This window comes from Psychroflexus sp. S27, assembly GCF_002810405.1.
Lineage (GTDB): Bacteria > Bacteroidota > Bacteroidia > Flavobacteriales > Flavobacteriaceae > Psychroflexus > Psychroflexus halocasei_A.
The window spans coordinates 1-14,775 of sequence record NZ_NEXQ01000004.1 but is presented as its reverse complement, the minus strand read 5'-3'; the positions used below and the strand labels follow the sequence as shown (position 1 = coordinate 14,775).

Annotated in this window: 12 protein-coding genes; 5 read left to right on the top strand and 7 right to left on the bottom strand. The window is 34.5% G+C overall.

The genetic code is table 11. The features are described from left to right. Nucleotides 1-300 precede the first annotated feature (300 nt). From CAP47_RS00430 to CAP47_RS00420, 3 genes are all read right to left on the bottom strand, one after another. Nucleotides 301-846: a hypothetical protein gene (locus CAP47_RS00430; RefSeq protein ID WP_100774914.1), complete on the bottom strand. Its 546-nt coding sequence runs from the start codon at nt 844-846 to the stop codon at nt 301-303. 3 nt (nt 847-849) lie between these two features. Continuing rightward, on the bottom strand, nt 850-1,350 hold the full coding sequence (locus CAP47_RS00425; protein ID WP_100774913.1) for a Panacea domain-containing protein: 501 nt from the start codon (nt 1,348-1,350) through the stop codon (nt 850-852). A 755-nt stretch (nt 1,351-2,105) separates the two neighbouring features. Further along, nucleotides 2,106-2,342: a helix-turn-helix domain-containing protein gene (locus CAP47_RS00420; protein ID WP_100774912.1), complete on the bottom strand. Its 237-nt coding sequence runs from the start codon at nt 2,340-2,342 to the stop codon at nt 2,106-2,108. A gap of 510 nt (nt 2,343-2,852) precedes the next feature. Between CAP47_RS00420 and CAP47_RS00415 the strand changes: the two genes are divergently transcribed. Genes CAP47_RS00415 through CAP47_RS00405 form a run of 3 tightly spaced genes read left to right on the top strand, consistent with a single transcriptional unit; the run spans nt 2,853 to nt 10,095 of the window. Continuing rightward, nucleotides 2,853-5,837 carry a SusC/RagA family TonB-linked outer membrane protein gene (locus CAP47_RS00415; protein ID WP_100774911.1) on the top strand — a complete coding sequence of 995 codons (2,985 nt, stop codon included), beginning with the start codon at nt 2,853-2,855 and terminating at the stop codon, nt 5,835-5,837. Between the two features lie 12 nt (nt 5,838-5,849). Next, nucleotides 5,850-7,247 carry a RagB/SusD family nutrient uptake outer membrane protein gene (locus tag CAP47_RS00410; protein ID WP_100774910.1) on the top strand — a complete coding sequence of 466 codons (1,398 nt, stop codon included), beginning with the start codon at nt 5,850-5,852 and terminating at the stop codon, nt 7,245-7,247. Next, on the top strand, nt 7,234-10,095 hold the full coding sequence (locus CAP47_RS00405) for a M16 family metallopeptidase (RefSeq protein ID WP_192869868.1): 2,862 nt from the start codon (nt 7,234-7,236) through the stop codon (nt 10,093-10,095). The genes CAP47_RS00410 and CAP47_RS00405 overlap by 14 nt, the downstream gene beginning before the upstream one ends. Before the next feature lie 45 nt (nt 10,096-10,140). On the opposite strand, the gene CAP47_RS00400 is transcribed toward CAP47_RS00405, so the two are convergent. The 3 genes from CAP47_RS00400 to CAP47_RS00390 all read right to left on the bottom strand — a co-directional run bounded on the left by CAP47_RS00400 (nt 10,141) and on the right by CAP47_RS00390 (nt 12,631). Beyond that, nucleotides 10,141-10,419, bottom strand: coding sequence for a DUF6520 family protein (locus tag CAP47_RS00400; RefSeq protein WP_100774908.1), 279 nt, complete (start codon nt 10,417-10,419; stop codon nt 10,141-10,143). Between the two features lie 89 nt (nt 10,420-10,508). Next, entirely contained in the window at nt 10,509-10,943 is a 435-nt protein-coding gene (locus CAP47_RS12605) for a MauE/DoxX family redox-associated membrane protein (RefSeq protein ID WP_100774907.1), read from the bottom strand. A gap of 773 nt (nt 10,944-11,716) precedes the next feature. Beyond that, nucleotides 11,717-12,631 carry a TIGR01777 family oxidoreductase gene (locus tag CAP47_RS00390; RefSeq protein ID WP_100774906.1) on the bottom strand — a complete coding sequence of 305 codons (915 nt, stop codon included), beginning with the start codon at nt 12,629-12,631 and terminating at the stop codon, nt 11,717-11,719. Between the two features lie 233 nt (nt 12,632-12,864). On the opposite strand from CAP47_RS00390, the gene CAP47_RS12600 reads away from it, so the two are divergent. Beyond that, the gene (locus CAP47_RS12600) at nt 12,865-13,068 is read left to right on the top strand and encodes a T9SS type A sorting domain-containing protein (RefSeq protein ID WP_093245354.1); all 204 of its coding nucleotides are present in this window, start codon (nt 12,865-12,867) and stop codon (nt 13,066-13,068) included. 79 nt (nt 13,069-13,147) lie between these two features. On the opposite strand, the gene CAP47_RS00380 is transcribed toward CAP47_RS12600, so the two are convergent. Then, on the bottom strand, nt 13,148-13,744 hold the full coding sequence (locus tag CAP47_RS00380) for a DUF4920 domain-containing protein (RefSeq protein ID WP_100774905.1): 597 nt from the start codon (nt 13,742-13,744) through the stop codon (nt 13,148-13,150). 196 nt (nt 13,745-13,940) lie between these two features. Between CAP47_RS00380 and CAP47_RS00375 the strand changes: the two genes are divergently transcribed. Further along, nucleotides 13,941-14,775 (top strand): IS4 family transposase (locus CAP47_RS00375; protein ID WP_100774904.1); only part of this gene is annotated, 835 nt, incomplete at its 3' end.

Below are 14,775 nucleotides of genomic sequence, written 5' to 3'. Positions count from 1 at the left end.
ATTTCCTGAAATTAGTCTTGTTCCGACTTATTCGGGATTGTTTCTCCCGACCCTTCGGGACTGCGTCAAGGCAAAATGAAAGGAACTTCTATTGATGGGATTCTGAATGACAGCTCCCGCACTCGTGCCTTCAGAATGGCAGATATGGAAATGAGATACTGAATCGCACTTCGCCTGTGGCGGCGTTTGTTCAGCATGACAGCAGTTCATGTTTTGTCATTCTGGAAAATATCGACGATAAGGAGAGATTTGTTCAAAAAAGTTGTATACTTTTAAGCTTATGTATAAGCTGGAAATAATTTAAGCCTTATCAGATTGGACATCGACATCATTGATGTTTAATTCTACTTTTTTCTCAAACTCAGTATAAAAAATATCTGCTTCAATCTTATATTGAAAAGTTCTGTGATATAACATAAGAGTGTTTAAAGCAATTGAACCCTGTCTATCATAATTTTCATAATTTTTAAAGTATCTTGACAAAAAGAGTAAGTAAGCTGAATATCTTGAATTGTCTTCTTCTACTTTCCCTATATCATTAGTTGCTGAAAAAACTAAAGCAAAGTCTTCTTTTAAATTATAATAAGCTTCTAAGCAAGCTCTGAATATAGCTCTTGTGTGGCCTCCACCAATATTAGAGCGTAATTTATATTTAGTCTTTTCAGTCCCTTTATTGCACTCATAAAAAGAAATTACACATATATTGTTTTCGTATATCTCTACTTCAATTATCGTTTTTATTGGCTTTCCAAATTCAGGTATAAATCTATAAATCTGCCGATATAAATAATCCTCACTCTGTTTTGGATATTCATTTTGTATGAATACCAAACCTTTCTTTGCCATACTCTAAAAATTAGAATAATGCCCTAAAGTGTTTTGTGTATCTACAACTGGGATCCTATTAAAAGAATCTAGTGAAAAATCAACTGTAGTACTTTTGTTAATAACTACTTCATTGTCACTTGGTTGATTACCTAAAAGACCCTTTCTACTATTTTTCCAAGGTAAATCATTATGCGTTAAATCAACTAAATCAGATCCTGATAAATGACCATAAGACTTCCAAACATCATTTAAATGGTTTACAATTGCATCATCTAAATCTATATTTATTGCTCTGCTATTTGGAATAATAGAACTTCTTTTCATAAACTTAAAATTAGCCCAAACATCATAAATAACAGGCCCATATATCCAAGCTTGGATTTTATCATCAAATAATGCTTTATCATTTTTAACGAAAAACCAAAGCTGTGAATAGTATAGTAATTTCTGTAACTTCAATGGACTAACACCTTTCTTAATATAGAAAGAAGAAATATCTAGTGCTTTATAGTTTGTTTTCATTTTAATTTAAATTAGCAATTCCTTGCTTATGCAAATGTACAACATTTATTAAACATAAGACAACACAACTGAATATCAATAAATTACTACTGAAATGCATATAAAAAAGACGTAAATAAAAAAATGAAAAGAACTGCACCCTGTAAAGAGATGCTGAATCGCACTTCGCCTATGGCGGCATTTGTTCAGCATGACAGTTTAAAGATTGGTTGATCAATTATTAATGAATTCGTTTTCAATTAATGCTCTCCCTTCTTTTCCATAGCCCTCTCAATTCAAAGTCTATCTTTCGGTTTCTATTTCGTGCTTAATATAATGATTCGACTTCTTTTAATATCCTTTTCCTTTTTTGCATCGCCCAAAAAAGAAAGAAACCCCGAAGGCTCGGGACTAGGCTTATTTTTCTGTTTTAGAAAAGCAATGAAAGCATCTCTGCCCCCGCAACGCGAACCGTTTCACTCGCGCATTGCTCCCTCTGCCTCTCTTCAACGCTTTCTAGTTTTCTAAAAAACATAAAAAATAGGCCGTTCTCTTGAATTATAAATTTTGAATTTGTTTTAAGATTTATACCTCTTATCATTATTATTTAGTGAGCGGAATAATATAAGAAATAGCCTGGCAAACAAATCATGAATTTGTTGATTCGTGAAATCGTTTTTTTGCTTATGAAGGTAGGCTGTAGGTTTTAGGCTTTTTAAATTTAGAATTTAAAATTCAAAATTTTGAATTACTAAGTTCTCACTACTAATTACCAATCACTCCCCCTCAAAATCAAACAAATCTCGGGGATGAACTTCCAAGCCTTTTGCTAGTTCAAAAAGAGTCGTCATCTGCATATTACGTTCTCCTTTTTCAATTTTATTTATATCGCTAAAATCTACATCACATCTCTGGGCTAGTTTCCTTAGACTTAAACCTTGCTCTTTTCTTAAGTATTTTATTCGTTTACCCATAAGTAAAAGCAAGCTCTTATTATTCTCTTTGATTGCCATTATAATAAGCTTTTTAGCAATTTGAGGATAACATCAAAAAATATTGTAGGTAAAAAAACCTACATATTAATATTTTTGTTATATTTGTCCAATTAATATATTTGCAGTACTTCTTAAAATAAAAAATAGAAGCTATTGCTTAGAGTCTCGCATTGAAAACTGGTAATTTTTAGACAACGAGATAATAAGTAATATAGCTCACGACCCGGGCGTGGGCTCACTTATTGTTGTCAGGTATACCAGTACCCCAATGCGGTAAGTTGAGCTTTCACGCCCTTTTTTATGGCGTTTATTATTAAAAAATAACTTCTTTAAAACAATCGCCCATCAATGACACTTAACAAAGTTATGTTGTGCACACAATCACAGGCTTAAGTCTTATTCAATAGCTCTTTAAGCACAATGTGCATTACATCTAAAAGCAAAAAACCTCCCCTAAAGTTTGCCGACCGCAGGAAGGTTCATGCGCTTTAATTAAAACCTAGTTTAACTAAAAACACACACAAAGTTATGAAATTTTTTTACACCCACCAGTGTGGGTTTGGCCTGATATTGCTTTTCATTTTCTTCAGTACAGCAACAGCAAAGGCACAAAACACCTACAAATTAAGCGGTCAGGTGACCGACACAACGGGGCAAGCCATCCCTGGCGTACATATACAACGCATCAATACAACGAATGGCGCCACCACTGATTTTGACGGACATTACAACATTCAAGTCACTGGCACTGATCGTTTGTCTTTTACCTATTTAGGCTATCAAGCACAAACAATAGCGGTCAATAATCGCAAGCTTATTAATGTACAACTCTCCCCTAGCACCGAAGCCTTAGATGAAGTGGTGATCAATGCGGGTTATTACCGTGTAAAAGACAGAGAGCGCACAGGCAGCATTGAAAAAGTAACATCTGAAGACATAGAATTGCAGCCTGTCACAAACCCCATAGAAGCTTTGCAGGGGCGTATGGCAGGAGTTGAAGTAGTGCAAAGCACAGGCGTCCCAGGTGCAGCCCCAACTATTAGAATAAGAGGCCAAAGTAGTTTAAGAACAAACTTTGATGACAATGGCAATTTACCTTTATATATTATTGATGGAATGCCGATTAACTCTAGTCCTATCGATAGCCAAATCCAACTTTTTGAAGGTGCAGGTGTTGACCCTTTAAACACCTTAGACCTTTCTAATATTGAAAGCATTGAAGTTTTAAAAGATGCGGATGCCACGGCCATATATGGATCAAGAGGTGCTAATGGCGTGGTCCTTATTACAACAAAATCGGGTCAAAAAAATCAAGGCATCAAAGTCAGTACTAAGCTATATACTGGGATGAGTAGAGTTGATAACTTTTTAAATCTTCTGAACACTCAACAATATTTAAAGATTAGAAAGCAAGCTTTTGAAAACGATGGTGTAGAGCCAAATGAGTATAATGCGTTTGATCTTGTGCTGTGGGATGAGAATCGCTATACAGATTGGCAAAAAGAATTATTTGGAAAGACGGCTGAATTAAGAAGTGCTAGTTTTAATATTTCAAACGCAAATGAAACGACTTCTTATATCATCGGCGCTTCATATCAGAAGCAAGGAATGGTATTTCCTGGTGACTTTTCTTATGAAAAAAAGACATTTAACCTTAATCTAAATCATCAATCAAAAGATAAAAAATTTAAACTCAACCTCAGCGCAAACTATGGATTAGATGATAATGATCTTTTTAACAGCAGTACATTTGTCAGCACAGCTTTAACTTTAGCGCCTAATGCGCCACGATTATATAATGATGATGGAAGTCTAAATTGGGAAGACTCAACATGGTCTAACCCTTTAGCAACATTAGAAAATGAGGGCAAGCTAAAGACTAATAACTTAATCAGTAATTTAGGCCTCACCTACAGGTTAAGCCCTTCACTAAGTTTTAAATCAAGTTTTGGTTATACACATTTAACAAGTGAAGAAAATATACAAACACCCATTGAATCTTATGATCCTGCCATGTGGGATAGGGTGACTAATCGATCACAATATAGCGATATCAGAAGAAATTCATGGATTGTTGAACCTCAAATACATTATCGTAAAACTTGGGGACAGCATCACTTTAACACGATTGTAGGGGCAACATTTCAGGAAAACAAGAATACAAGTTTAACGATTTCTGGAAGAGGTTATATAGACAGAAATCTCATAGGGAATTTGGAAGCTGCTGATCAAGTCTCAATAATAAAAGACAGGGATTTTACTTATAAATACAGTGCAATTTTTGCACGTCTAGCTTATGATTGGAAAGAAAAATATTATTTAAACCTGACAGGCAGGCGTGATGGTTCCTCTCGTTTTGGACCTGACAAACGTTTTGCCAATTTTGGTGCCATTGGTGCGGCTTGGATTTTTACAGAAGAAAACTTTTTTGATAAGTACCTCAACTGGTTGTCTTTTGGAAAAATAAGAGGAAGTTATGGGACAACTGGAAATGACCAGATCGGAGATTATAGATACTTAGACGCTTATGAAGCAACGCCTGGCCCTGAGGGTCTTTACCCGACACAACTCACCAACAATGATTTTTCTTGGGAAACCAATAAAAAACTTGAAGCTGCTTTAGAGCTAAGCTTTTTAAACAATCGCATACACACTGAAATAGCATGGTACAGAAACAGGTCTTCAAATCAGTTGGTTGGTTATCCTTTACCTGCAATTACCGGTTTCTCCAAGGTAGAAGCTAACTTGCCTGCCACAGTTGAAAACAAGGGTTGGGAACTTGGACTCTCAGCAAAAGTATTTCAGAAACAATCATTTCAATGGAATACATCATTAAACATGACAATACCAAGTAGTAAGCTTGTTGCTTTTCCTGATATTGAAGAAACTGCATATGCAAACACATACCGTGTGGGACAAGCTTTAAGCTTAGATATTCTATATCAATTTGAGGGTGTGGATCCAGACACAGGCTACTACACAGTTAAGGATGTTAACGAAGATGGAAGTTATGATTACGATGATAGGCTGATTACTAAAGATTTAGGAAGAAAGTTTTTTGGTGGCGTCTATAATAAACTCAATTACAAGAATTTTTCACTGAGCTTCTTATTTGAATTTGTGAAGCAGAATGGAAGAAAGACCTCTTCATTACCTCCTGGTCGTCTCGGGAATAACTTAAAGAGTGTCACAGAATATGGAAGCTCTTCGCCTGAAGATTTGCAAGCTCCATCTCAATCAATTAATGCTTTTTTAGCCTTTAATCGTTATGCTTATAACAGTGAGTTCTCTATTACAGATGCGTCCTTTATACGTCTTAAAACCTTAAGCCTTGGTTATGAGATATCTAATGATTTCACCAAAAACATAGGATTGAGTCAATTTAAGTTATTCGTTCATGCGCAAAACCTTTTAACGATCACCGATTATGAAGGTTTAGATCCGCAATCACCTGGTAGTAAAGCCCTCCCTTCTTTACAAAGCTTAACAGGAGGATTACAATTAACATTTTAAAAAATAGAAAACATGGATACTTTTAAATATACATTTTTATTATTCATCCTTGCTATATGTAGCTCTTGCGAAGATTTTGTTGAAGTCGACCTTCCTGATCATAAAGTAACGAGAGAAACAGTATTTAACAACGATAAAATAGCGAGAAGTGCCATGACTGGCATATATAACCAGTTGTTTAATACAAGTTATGCCAATGGTGGCAACCACTCTGTAACTTTTTTAGCGGGGATTTCTTCAGATAACTTTAAGCTCACGACGAACAATGAAGACATGAGAGAGTTTAACCAAAACAATATCACAGCTCTTAACAATTATAATTTAGAATTATGGGCAGGAGCCTATAATATTATTTATATGACAAACTCACTTTTAGAAGGTCTGGAGAATTCAGAATCAATATCTGATGAAAACAGAAAAAGCCTGGAAGGTGAAGCAAAATTTGTGAGAGCTTTTACTTATTTCTATCTGACTAATCTTTATAATGAAGTTCCTTTAATCTTAGGCACAGATTACCGAATAAACGCCACTGCAAGTCAAAATCAACAAGCAGATATCATTGAAAAAATCATTGATGATTTATTAGACGCTCTTGACTTATTAGATGAAAATTATCTAGAAAACAACAGAGCAAGACCTAATAAAGCTGCTGCAAATGCGCTTTTAGCAAAAGTATATCTATATGTAGAGGACTGGGAGAAAGCAGAAAACTATAGCGACAAATTAATTAGCCAGGCTTCCCTTTATGAATTGTTAGGTCATGAGGAGGTTTTTTTAGCCAACAGCAGGGAAGCCATTTGGCAAATATCGCCTATAGGATGGGGCAGCACTTTAACACATACACGTGAAGGTAGCATATTCATTTACGACCCTACAATGAACACCCCCGTTATATTCTCAAACGACTTTATGGAGATATGGGGAACCTCTCCTGATCTAAGATATGACAAATGGATTGGAGAGTATACACAAGAAGGTGTTAGCTCTTATTATTCTTATAAATATAAAATCGCTTTTGATTTTTCAGGCGCTGAGATTGAAGAGTACTCTATGGTGATGCGCTTAGCAGAGCAATACCTCATCCGTGCTGAAGCAAGAGCCCAGCAAAACAAGCTGCAAGGCGCCATAGCTGATGTAGACATGATTAAGCAAAGAGCTGGCTTACCACTTTTAAGTGTAACACAGCCAAACATCAGCCAGCAAGCTTTACTTGAAGAGATATTGCTTGAGCGCAGAAAGGAACTCTTTGCTGAATGGGGACATCGTTGGTTTGATTTGCAACGCTTTGATCAAACCTCTATACTGAATGATAAACCAAATACTGTATGGCAACCAGAGCACAGATGGTTTCCTATACCTGAAAACGAAATACTTAAAAATCCAAAACTCAATCAAAATGATGCTTACTAAAATCTTTAGAGTTCAGACCAAGTATTTAGCATCTATGATGATATGCTTTTGGATGATAACTCATCTATCATATAGCCAGAACCAATCAACAACTTATTTAGATGAGAATACGCGATATGGCCAACTTACAAATGGATTTCAATATTATATCAAAAATATACCTGATTCTGATGCTAAAATATCTACGAGTTTAATAGTCAAGGCAGGTGATAATAATCAAACTAAAGAGCAATATGGGATGGCTCATTTTTTAGAGCATATGCCTTTTCAAAGAACTAAAAACTTTGAATCGATTATCAGCAATACGGAGCTTTTAAACTTGCTGGAAATGAGGCTGAATGGGGTAACTGGAGCCAAGCATACAGAATATTCATTTAACTTTCCGTCGCATAACAAATTAGCATTAGATACAAGTTTGCTATTCTTTAAAGATATTGCGTCTGGTGGGATTAGATTTAATAAAAAAGATATTGATGGAGAAAGAGGTGCTTTTTACGAAGAGCACCTTTTTAGAGGAGCTGGAAAGACTTACAACTTATTAAAAATAGCCAATACCTTTTCCAATACCTATAAAGGATTAAAGAAACCTAGTGAGTATCGTGATTACATTTATAATTTTAAAATTAAAAATTTAAAGGATTTTTATAAAGAATGGTACAGGCCAGACTTAATGGCGCTGACAGTTGTAGGACATATTAAAAACTTGGATCAGTTAGAAAATCAGATTCAAACGCGCTTTAATAGTCTTATAAAAAATAAAAGTAAAATACACCTGACAGATACAAAACAAGATTATTTTGATAGAGCTCCTCAATTTATGATCTTAAATGACTCTATTAATCAGACACATCAGCTAGAAACTTATACAAGCTTTTATTTTTATATTAGAGATACGCAAGAAAAGTATGAGAATTCAATTATTAAAAATGAGCTTCTCGAAAATATGATGTATGATCTAATCAATAAAAGTCTTCATAAAAGCTTATTGGCTTATCATATTTCTTACAATTTCAATATCCAACCTTCTATTGACATCCCCTACACTCACCTGATTAAGGTTAAAACTGAAGAAAAGGATTCAAAACAAAGTATCCAAAAAGCATTTTCAATTTTAAACCGGAGATTTGAATCAGGATTTACTAAGGATGAATTTGAAAATTCTAAAGAGAAGTATATTAATCGTTTAAAAAAGAAGGACAGTACCAACACATTTTACTGGCTGCACAAGTTTAAACGACATTTCATTGAAGACATTGAGTTTAGTGACTTATCTCTAAACGTCCAAATATCATTTTTGAAAGAACTTACTTTAGAGGAATTCAATACTTTTGTGAGGAGAAACTTACAAAAACAACCTGAGGATATTGCTGTCATTAACCCCTCAAAAGATAAATTCCCATTTTCAGAGGCGCAGATCAGAAGATGGGTACAAGAGTCACCAACTGATAGCATCAATATATCAAGTAAGAATCAAGATTTAAGGATAACCGACCAAATAAAACAAGAAGACCTATTACCTCAGCCCGAATATCAATATGAAGATTTAAATGACTTTGGGACTGAAAAAATTATTCTTAAGAATGGTATAAAGCTCATTATTAAAGCCTATCAACCAGAAAAAGGAAGATATCAAGATGATATTATGCTGCACGGTTTTAGCCCTAATGGCGTTTCTTCGTTTAGTGAAGAAAACTTCCATTCAGTTATATTTGCGAGTGATATCGTTAGGCACTCAGGCATTGGTAAACTTGATAAATTTGATCTAAAAAAACAACTCAAAGATACAAGTATACCTTATGGCTTCATACCCTATATAAGCGCTCACGAATCTGGCATAAAAGGAAACTTTAAACTCAAAGACTTAGAGCTAGCTTTGCAGCTCGTGTATCTTTATATGTCTGCCCCACGTTATGATAAGTCTGCATATTTAGATTGGAAAAAAGAGGAAAAGAAGAAATTTCTTAAAAAAACTGATACAAACCCAAAGTCAGATTTTTATTATCATATTAATAAACTTACTGAAAATCGATTGTTTAAACCTCAAGGGACATATCGATATCTAGGTGTAGATGAAACTGATTTAGATATTGCATATAAAGCCTATAGTAAACTCATGCAAAATACGCAGGACTTTACATTTATTATCACAGGGAATTTTAAAAAAGATAATATTTTACCATTAGTCAATAAATATTTGAGTGCCATACCAAACAATAAAAAAGCGATACATAAAGCCAATGTTGGTGCAAACACTTATCTTAAAGAAAAGCCATTAGAAATTGTTTATACACCTAAACAAGCAATTCAAAATGTTCATCTCTTCTATAAATACACGAGAGAAACTGGAAGTGCATTAAGCTTAAAAGATGAGGTGATTTTAGAAATTATTGAAAAGTTGGTTCATAATAGACTCAGGGAGCTGCGCTTTAAAGGTAAGAGGGCGATATACCTATCTGCTGCAAGGAAACAGATTAACAGAGCAAACAAAACGAACTCAATAAACTTAATCTTAAGCTGTAGTCAAGAAGATTTGTCAAAAATTAAGAATGATTTAAAAAAGATCACTCATCATTTAAAAACACAAAAAATAAATGAATCTCTTTTCAAAAGTATTATAAACTCTCATGTCATTCCAAAATACAGTCAAAAGAAAAGAAATCAAAATAAGAGCACACAAGCGGCACTCTATGAGCATTATCGATATCATATTCCGATTGTGGAGCAAAAACAGGTTGATAAGATCATTAAATCAATTAACACTGATGATATTTTAGATATGTGTCAGCTCTATTTTAAAGATGAAAATCTAGTTAAGTTTTTTGCTAAAAACGATTATTCAGAGATCTAATAAAACAGCCCTTTGAGTTATTTTTCAAAGGGCTTTCATTTTTAATTAATCATTAATAATATAAGCTTCTGTACTTCCATTACGCATAGGAATGCTTAAGTTCTCGTCCATATAAACCTGGTGTTCTTGTGAATTAGGATCGCTTGCGAAAATCACTTTACACAAATCATTCGTTGGGCTAACACAAGGCTTACTTTGTAGTTGCTGTGCTGTCCCATTGAGTTCAACCCAACCTGCTGATTGTGCATGTTCTTTGTTTGCAAATGCAAAACCAACCGTTAATACTAGTGCCATTAATGGCACTTCCTTTAATAAACGTTTCATAATATAAAATTTAAATATTAAGCTTACTCTTTTTTACAGGTTTTCAGCTTTCCCTGATTTGTTGCGCAACAAAATTTCTTTAATTAATATCATTTATTTCTAGTTTTTATATTCAGCCATAAGCAACTTATAGCGAGTACTAAACTCGAAATATTGAGAACAAAGTGTCCTTTCCAGCTTAACGCACTTATCACGCCTCCACAAGAGCAGGGTTGATAGGGTGCGATCCATAAAATCGCTGCGATATAAATCGAGTAAACTGACAATAACGAGATGATACTGATCAGCACCTGCTTTAATAAGCTTTGAAAACATAAGGCGATTGCTATCATAATTTCGATAAGTGGTATTGCCCAAGTAAGAATGAAAAGCAGTGACTCAGATTTCGGCAACAAAGGTGAATTGTATAAATTGTCATAAAACAAATCGATCTCTAATAGTTTTGAAAGACCTGCATACATCAATAAGACGATAAAGAAACTTCTGCAGAGCAAAATGTAAATGGATTTAAATTCGAGTTTCATGAGCTGATCCTTTTAGAATGAACATCTAAATTACAATCTCATCACAGAAACAAACGAGGTAAAATCCTTCTTAAATAGAGGTTTTCTGTCATTCTGCCCCGCCCCGAATAACTCGGGGGTCGGGATCAGAATCTCATGCTTTGTTAGTCCCGATCCCGAATGGTCGGGAGGATTGTTTCTCCCGATCCTTCGGGATTGCGTCAAGGAAAATGAAAGGAACTTCTATTGATGTTCTTTTACTTTTTTTCATTGCCAAAAAAACTAAGAAAAAAGTCTAGTCTTATTTTTCTGTTTTAGAAAAGCAACGAAAGCATCTCTGCCCCCGCAACGCGAACCGTTTCACTCGCGCATTGCTCCCTCTGCCTTTCTTCTACGCTTTCTAGTTTCCTAAAAAACATAAAAAATAGGCCGTTCTCTTCAATTATGAATTTTGAATTTGCTTTAAGATTTACACCTCTTATCATTATTATTTAGTGAGTGGAACAATATAAGAAATAGTCTGTCAAACAAGCGAAAGTGCGTTTTGCATTTTCGCAAAAAAGAGCATGTAGCACAGTTTGAACAGCGGTTTCACAAAACGATAGTGAAGTGAAAATTTCCTTTTGTTATTCTTGTCCCGATCCCGAATGGTCGGGAGGATTGATTCGATTTTTACGCTATAAGCGGTATGCTTTAGGCTTTAGGCTTTTTTAATTTAAAATTTAAAATTCAAAATTCTGAATTTCTAAAGTCTCACCTCTCACCTCTAGCTCCTAGTTCCTAATACCTAACCCCTATTTTTGATGAGAAAGCACATCTTCTAATGCTGCTTTTATTTGAACGAATTTGAAATGATATCCTGCTGTTTGAATTTTTTTAGCACTTACCATATGGCTGGAAAGCACAAGTGTTGAACGTTCTCCCAGCAAGAGTTTGATAGCAAATTCAGGAACGGGTGGTAAAATGATGGGCTTGTCGATTATTTTAGAAATTTCGAAAGTCAGTTCTTTATTTGTAGACGGATTAGGAGAAACCGCATTAAAAACACCCTCTAATTTGGATTTTAATAAATGTACATAAATTCCTGCAATATCCTCAATATGCACCCAAGACTGCCATTGCTTTCCACTGCCTAAAACGGCACCGACATAATTCTGAATAGGCTTAAGCATTTGTTCAAGCGCTCCTCCTTTTTCTGACAAAACAAGACCTGTACGAACCAAGCTGATCTCCATGCCTAATTCTGACATTTCCTCAGTTTTAGTTTCCCATTTTTTAACAAGCTCACCTAAGAAATTATCAGATAAAACTGTTGAGTCTTCATCATGTAAAATGCGGTAATCGCTTTCATAAATTCCTATTGCGCTTGCAGAAATAAAATGATCGATATGATGATCTTTATTTTGGAGCGAACTTTTTAATAAGTCGATAGTATTCAGACGACTATCAATAAGCGCCTGTTTATGCACATCTGTCCATGGCTTTCCTACGCTAGCACCTGCTAAATTGATAATAGCACTCACACCATCAAAACAATTCTGATCAATTTCATTTTTTCTCGGATTCCAATAAAAACCTTGATAATTGGCTTCAGATTTTATCTTGTCTCTGGAGGTTGTTAAATAATTCACATCAATATTTTCAGCATGTAATTGTTTTACAAGCTCTTGCCCTACCAAACCCGTTGCACCTGTAACTAATACTCGCATCAATTTTTTATTGACAATTTATACCAAAGTATTAGCAATACGAAATAATTAATTAAGCTTTAACGCTTGCTATACCTATTCAGAATCATTATAAAACTAAAATCTAGCCACTAAGGCTAATTGTATAGATATTTACATGAATAAAAATTAAAGTCTATCATTTTAAAATAAGAGGTCTTGACAATAAATAATTGGTGTTTTGAACTGATCTATTAACGGCTGGACTTTTAAATATTGATTTACCAAAGCATCTACAAGCTGAATTTGATATTAAAATTCATAAGGTCTTAGGAAGTCAGCTGCTTGATCTTCGTCAAGAAGCACAAAACGGAAGCATCATTTTAGAGAATTTAAACTTAGCTTCTGGCGTGTATTTTATCAATATTACATCTGATCAGCTTAAGCAAAAGCTTGTTCAGAAATTGATTGTCAAGTAAATGACATTTTGAGAAGATGACGCATAAAAAAACCCTCGACAAGTTCGAGGGTTTTTTAGTTTTTGTGAATGAGCTGTGATTAAGATTTAGGCTCTAGTTTAACGCCATCAGCCATAAAAGCATAAGTCATTTCTGGTTCAGTAATTTTTTCAACTTCTTCTTTAGATTTTCCTGCATCTTCAGCAAAATGCTTCAAATCATCAACAGAAACTTCTTTCACATAAGCTTGACCTTTCACGATTGCTTTTCTTCCTTCAGCATCTTTCGGTAAGAAAAAAGCATAATCTTTAAACTTGATAAACGACTCATCATTCTCATCAAGCTTTAAGCGCACCCAGCAGCCTTTTTTCTGACAAACAGAATTAATTTCAGCCTCGTACTGAATGGCTAAAGTATCGCCGACTTTCATATCTTGATAAAGTGCTAACATTTCAGCATTAGATTTAACATCTTTAGCTTCAAATTGGGCACCGAAATCAGTCTGATTTGGGTCAATATCATCCTGCGACATATTTTTTTCAGCTTCTTTCTCCGCATCAGGCTTTGCCTCATCATGTGAAGTATCTTGTCTATTCTCAACTTTATGATCTGCATTTTCTGCATCTGCATCTTTTGGTTTATTATCAGCACAAGCGAATAATCCTAACGAAATAAGTAATAAAAATAATTTTTTCATGTTAAATGTTTGTTTAGAGGCTGCAATTTAATATAAAGGCATCAATTAAAACAAATCGCCATATTTAAAATTTGTTTTAGTACACGACAAAAATTGTTTAACTATTTGATTTTTAACAAAGTAAAGTGAATTTTAATCTTCTTTATATTGCATAAAATACTGGAATTCAGTATATTAAAGCATTATTCTTCAAGTAATGACTTTAAAAAAGAACTCCAGTACAGGTATTAAAGATACTCAATTATTAGCACTATTCAAAGCTCATTTCAAAGGACATCTCAACTTGGCCAGGATCCGTCTTATCTGTTTGTTTATTGACGCTCTATGCAAAGTTAAGTCTGTCAATTTTGTAAAGTTATCTGCTGGATTTGATACATCTGTAGATGCTTCAAGCAGTTACAGACGCATTCAACGCTTTATGGCACTTGCCGATCTATCTATGATCTGGGTAGCCAAGTTTATTTTTTGCCTTCTTCCAGAGAAAGATAAACTGGTGCTCTCTATGGATAGGACCAACTGGAAGTTCGGGGATAAAAACATAAATATCCTTATGTTGGGGATCAGTTATAAAAATGTAGCTTTTCCAATAATGTTCAAAATGCTGGACAAAAGGGGGAATTCCAATACTCCTGAGCGTATTGCATTGGTACAAGGCTTCATTGACTGCTTTGGCAAGGACTGTATCGATTGTTTGTTGGCAGATAGGGAGTTTGTGGGTGAGCAATGGCTTAATTTCCTTAATTCAAAGAATATACGTTACTTCATTCGAATACGTAATAACTTTAAAATTTACTGCCCAAGACGGCAAAAGGAAATTACAGCACAGCATTTATTTCATAGCTTGAAAGCTGGGCAGATAAGGCACTATCCTAAAATAGTCAGGATGCACGGGGAATATTGTTACTTATCAGGCACAAAATCCATTAAAGATGGAAAAGTTGACTTTTGCATTATAGTATCATTCAACAAACCAGATGAGGCACTAGAGTATTATACTAAAAGATGGCAGATAGAGAGCTTGTTCAGGGCTC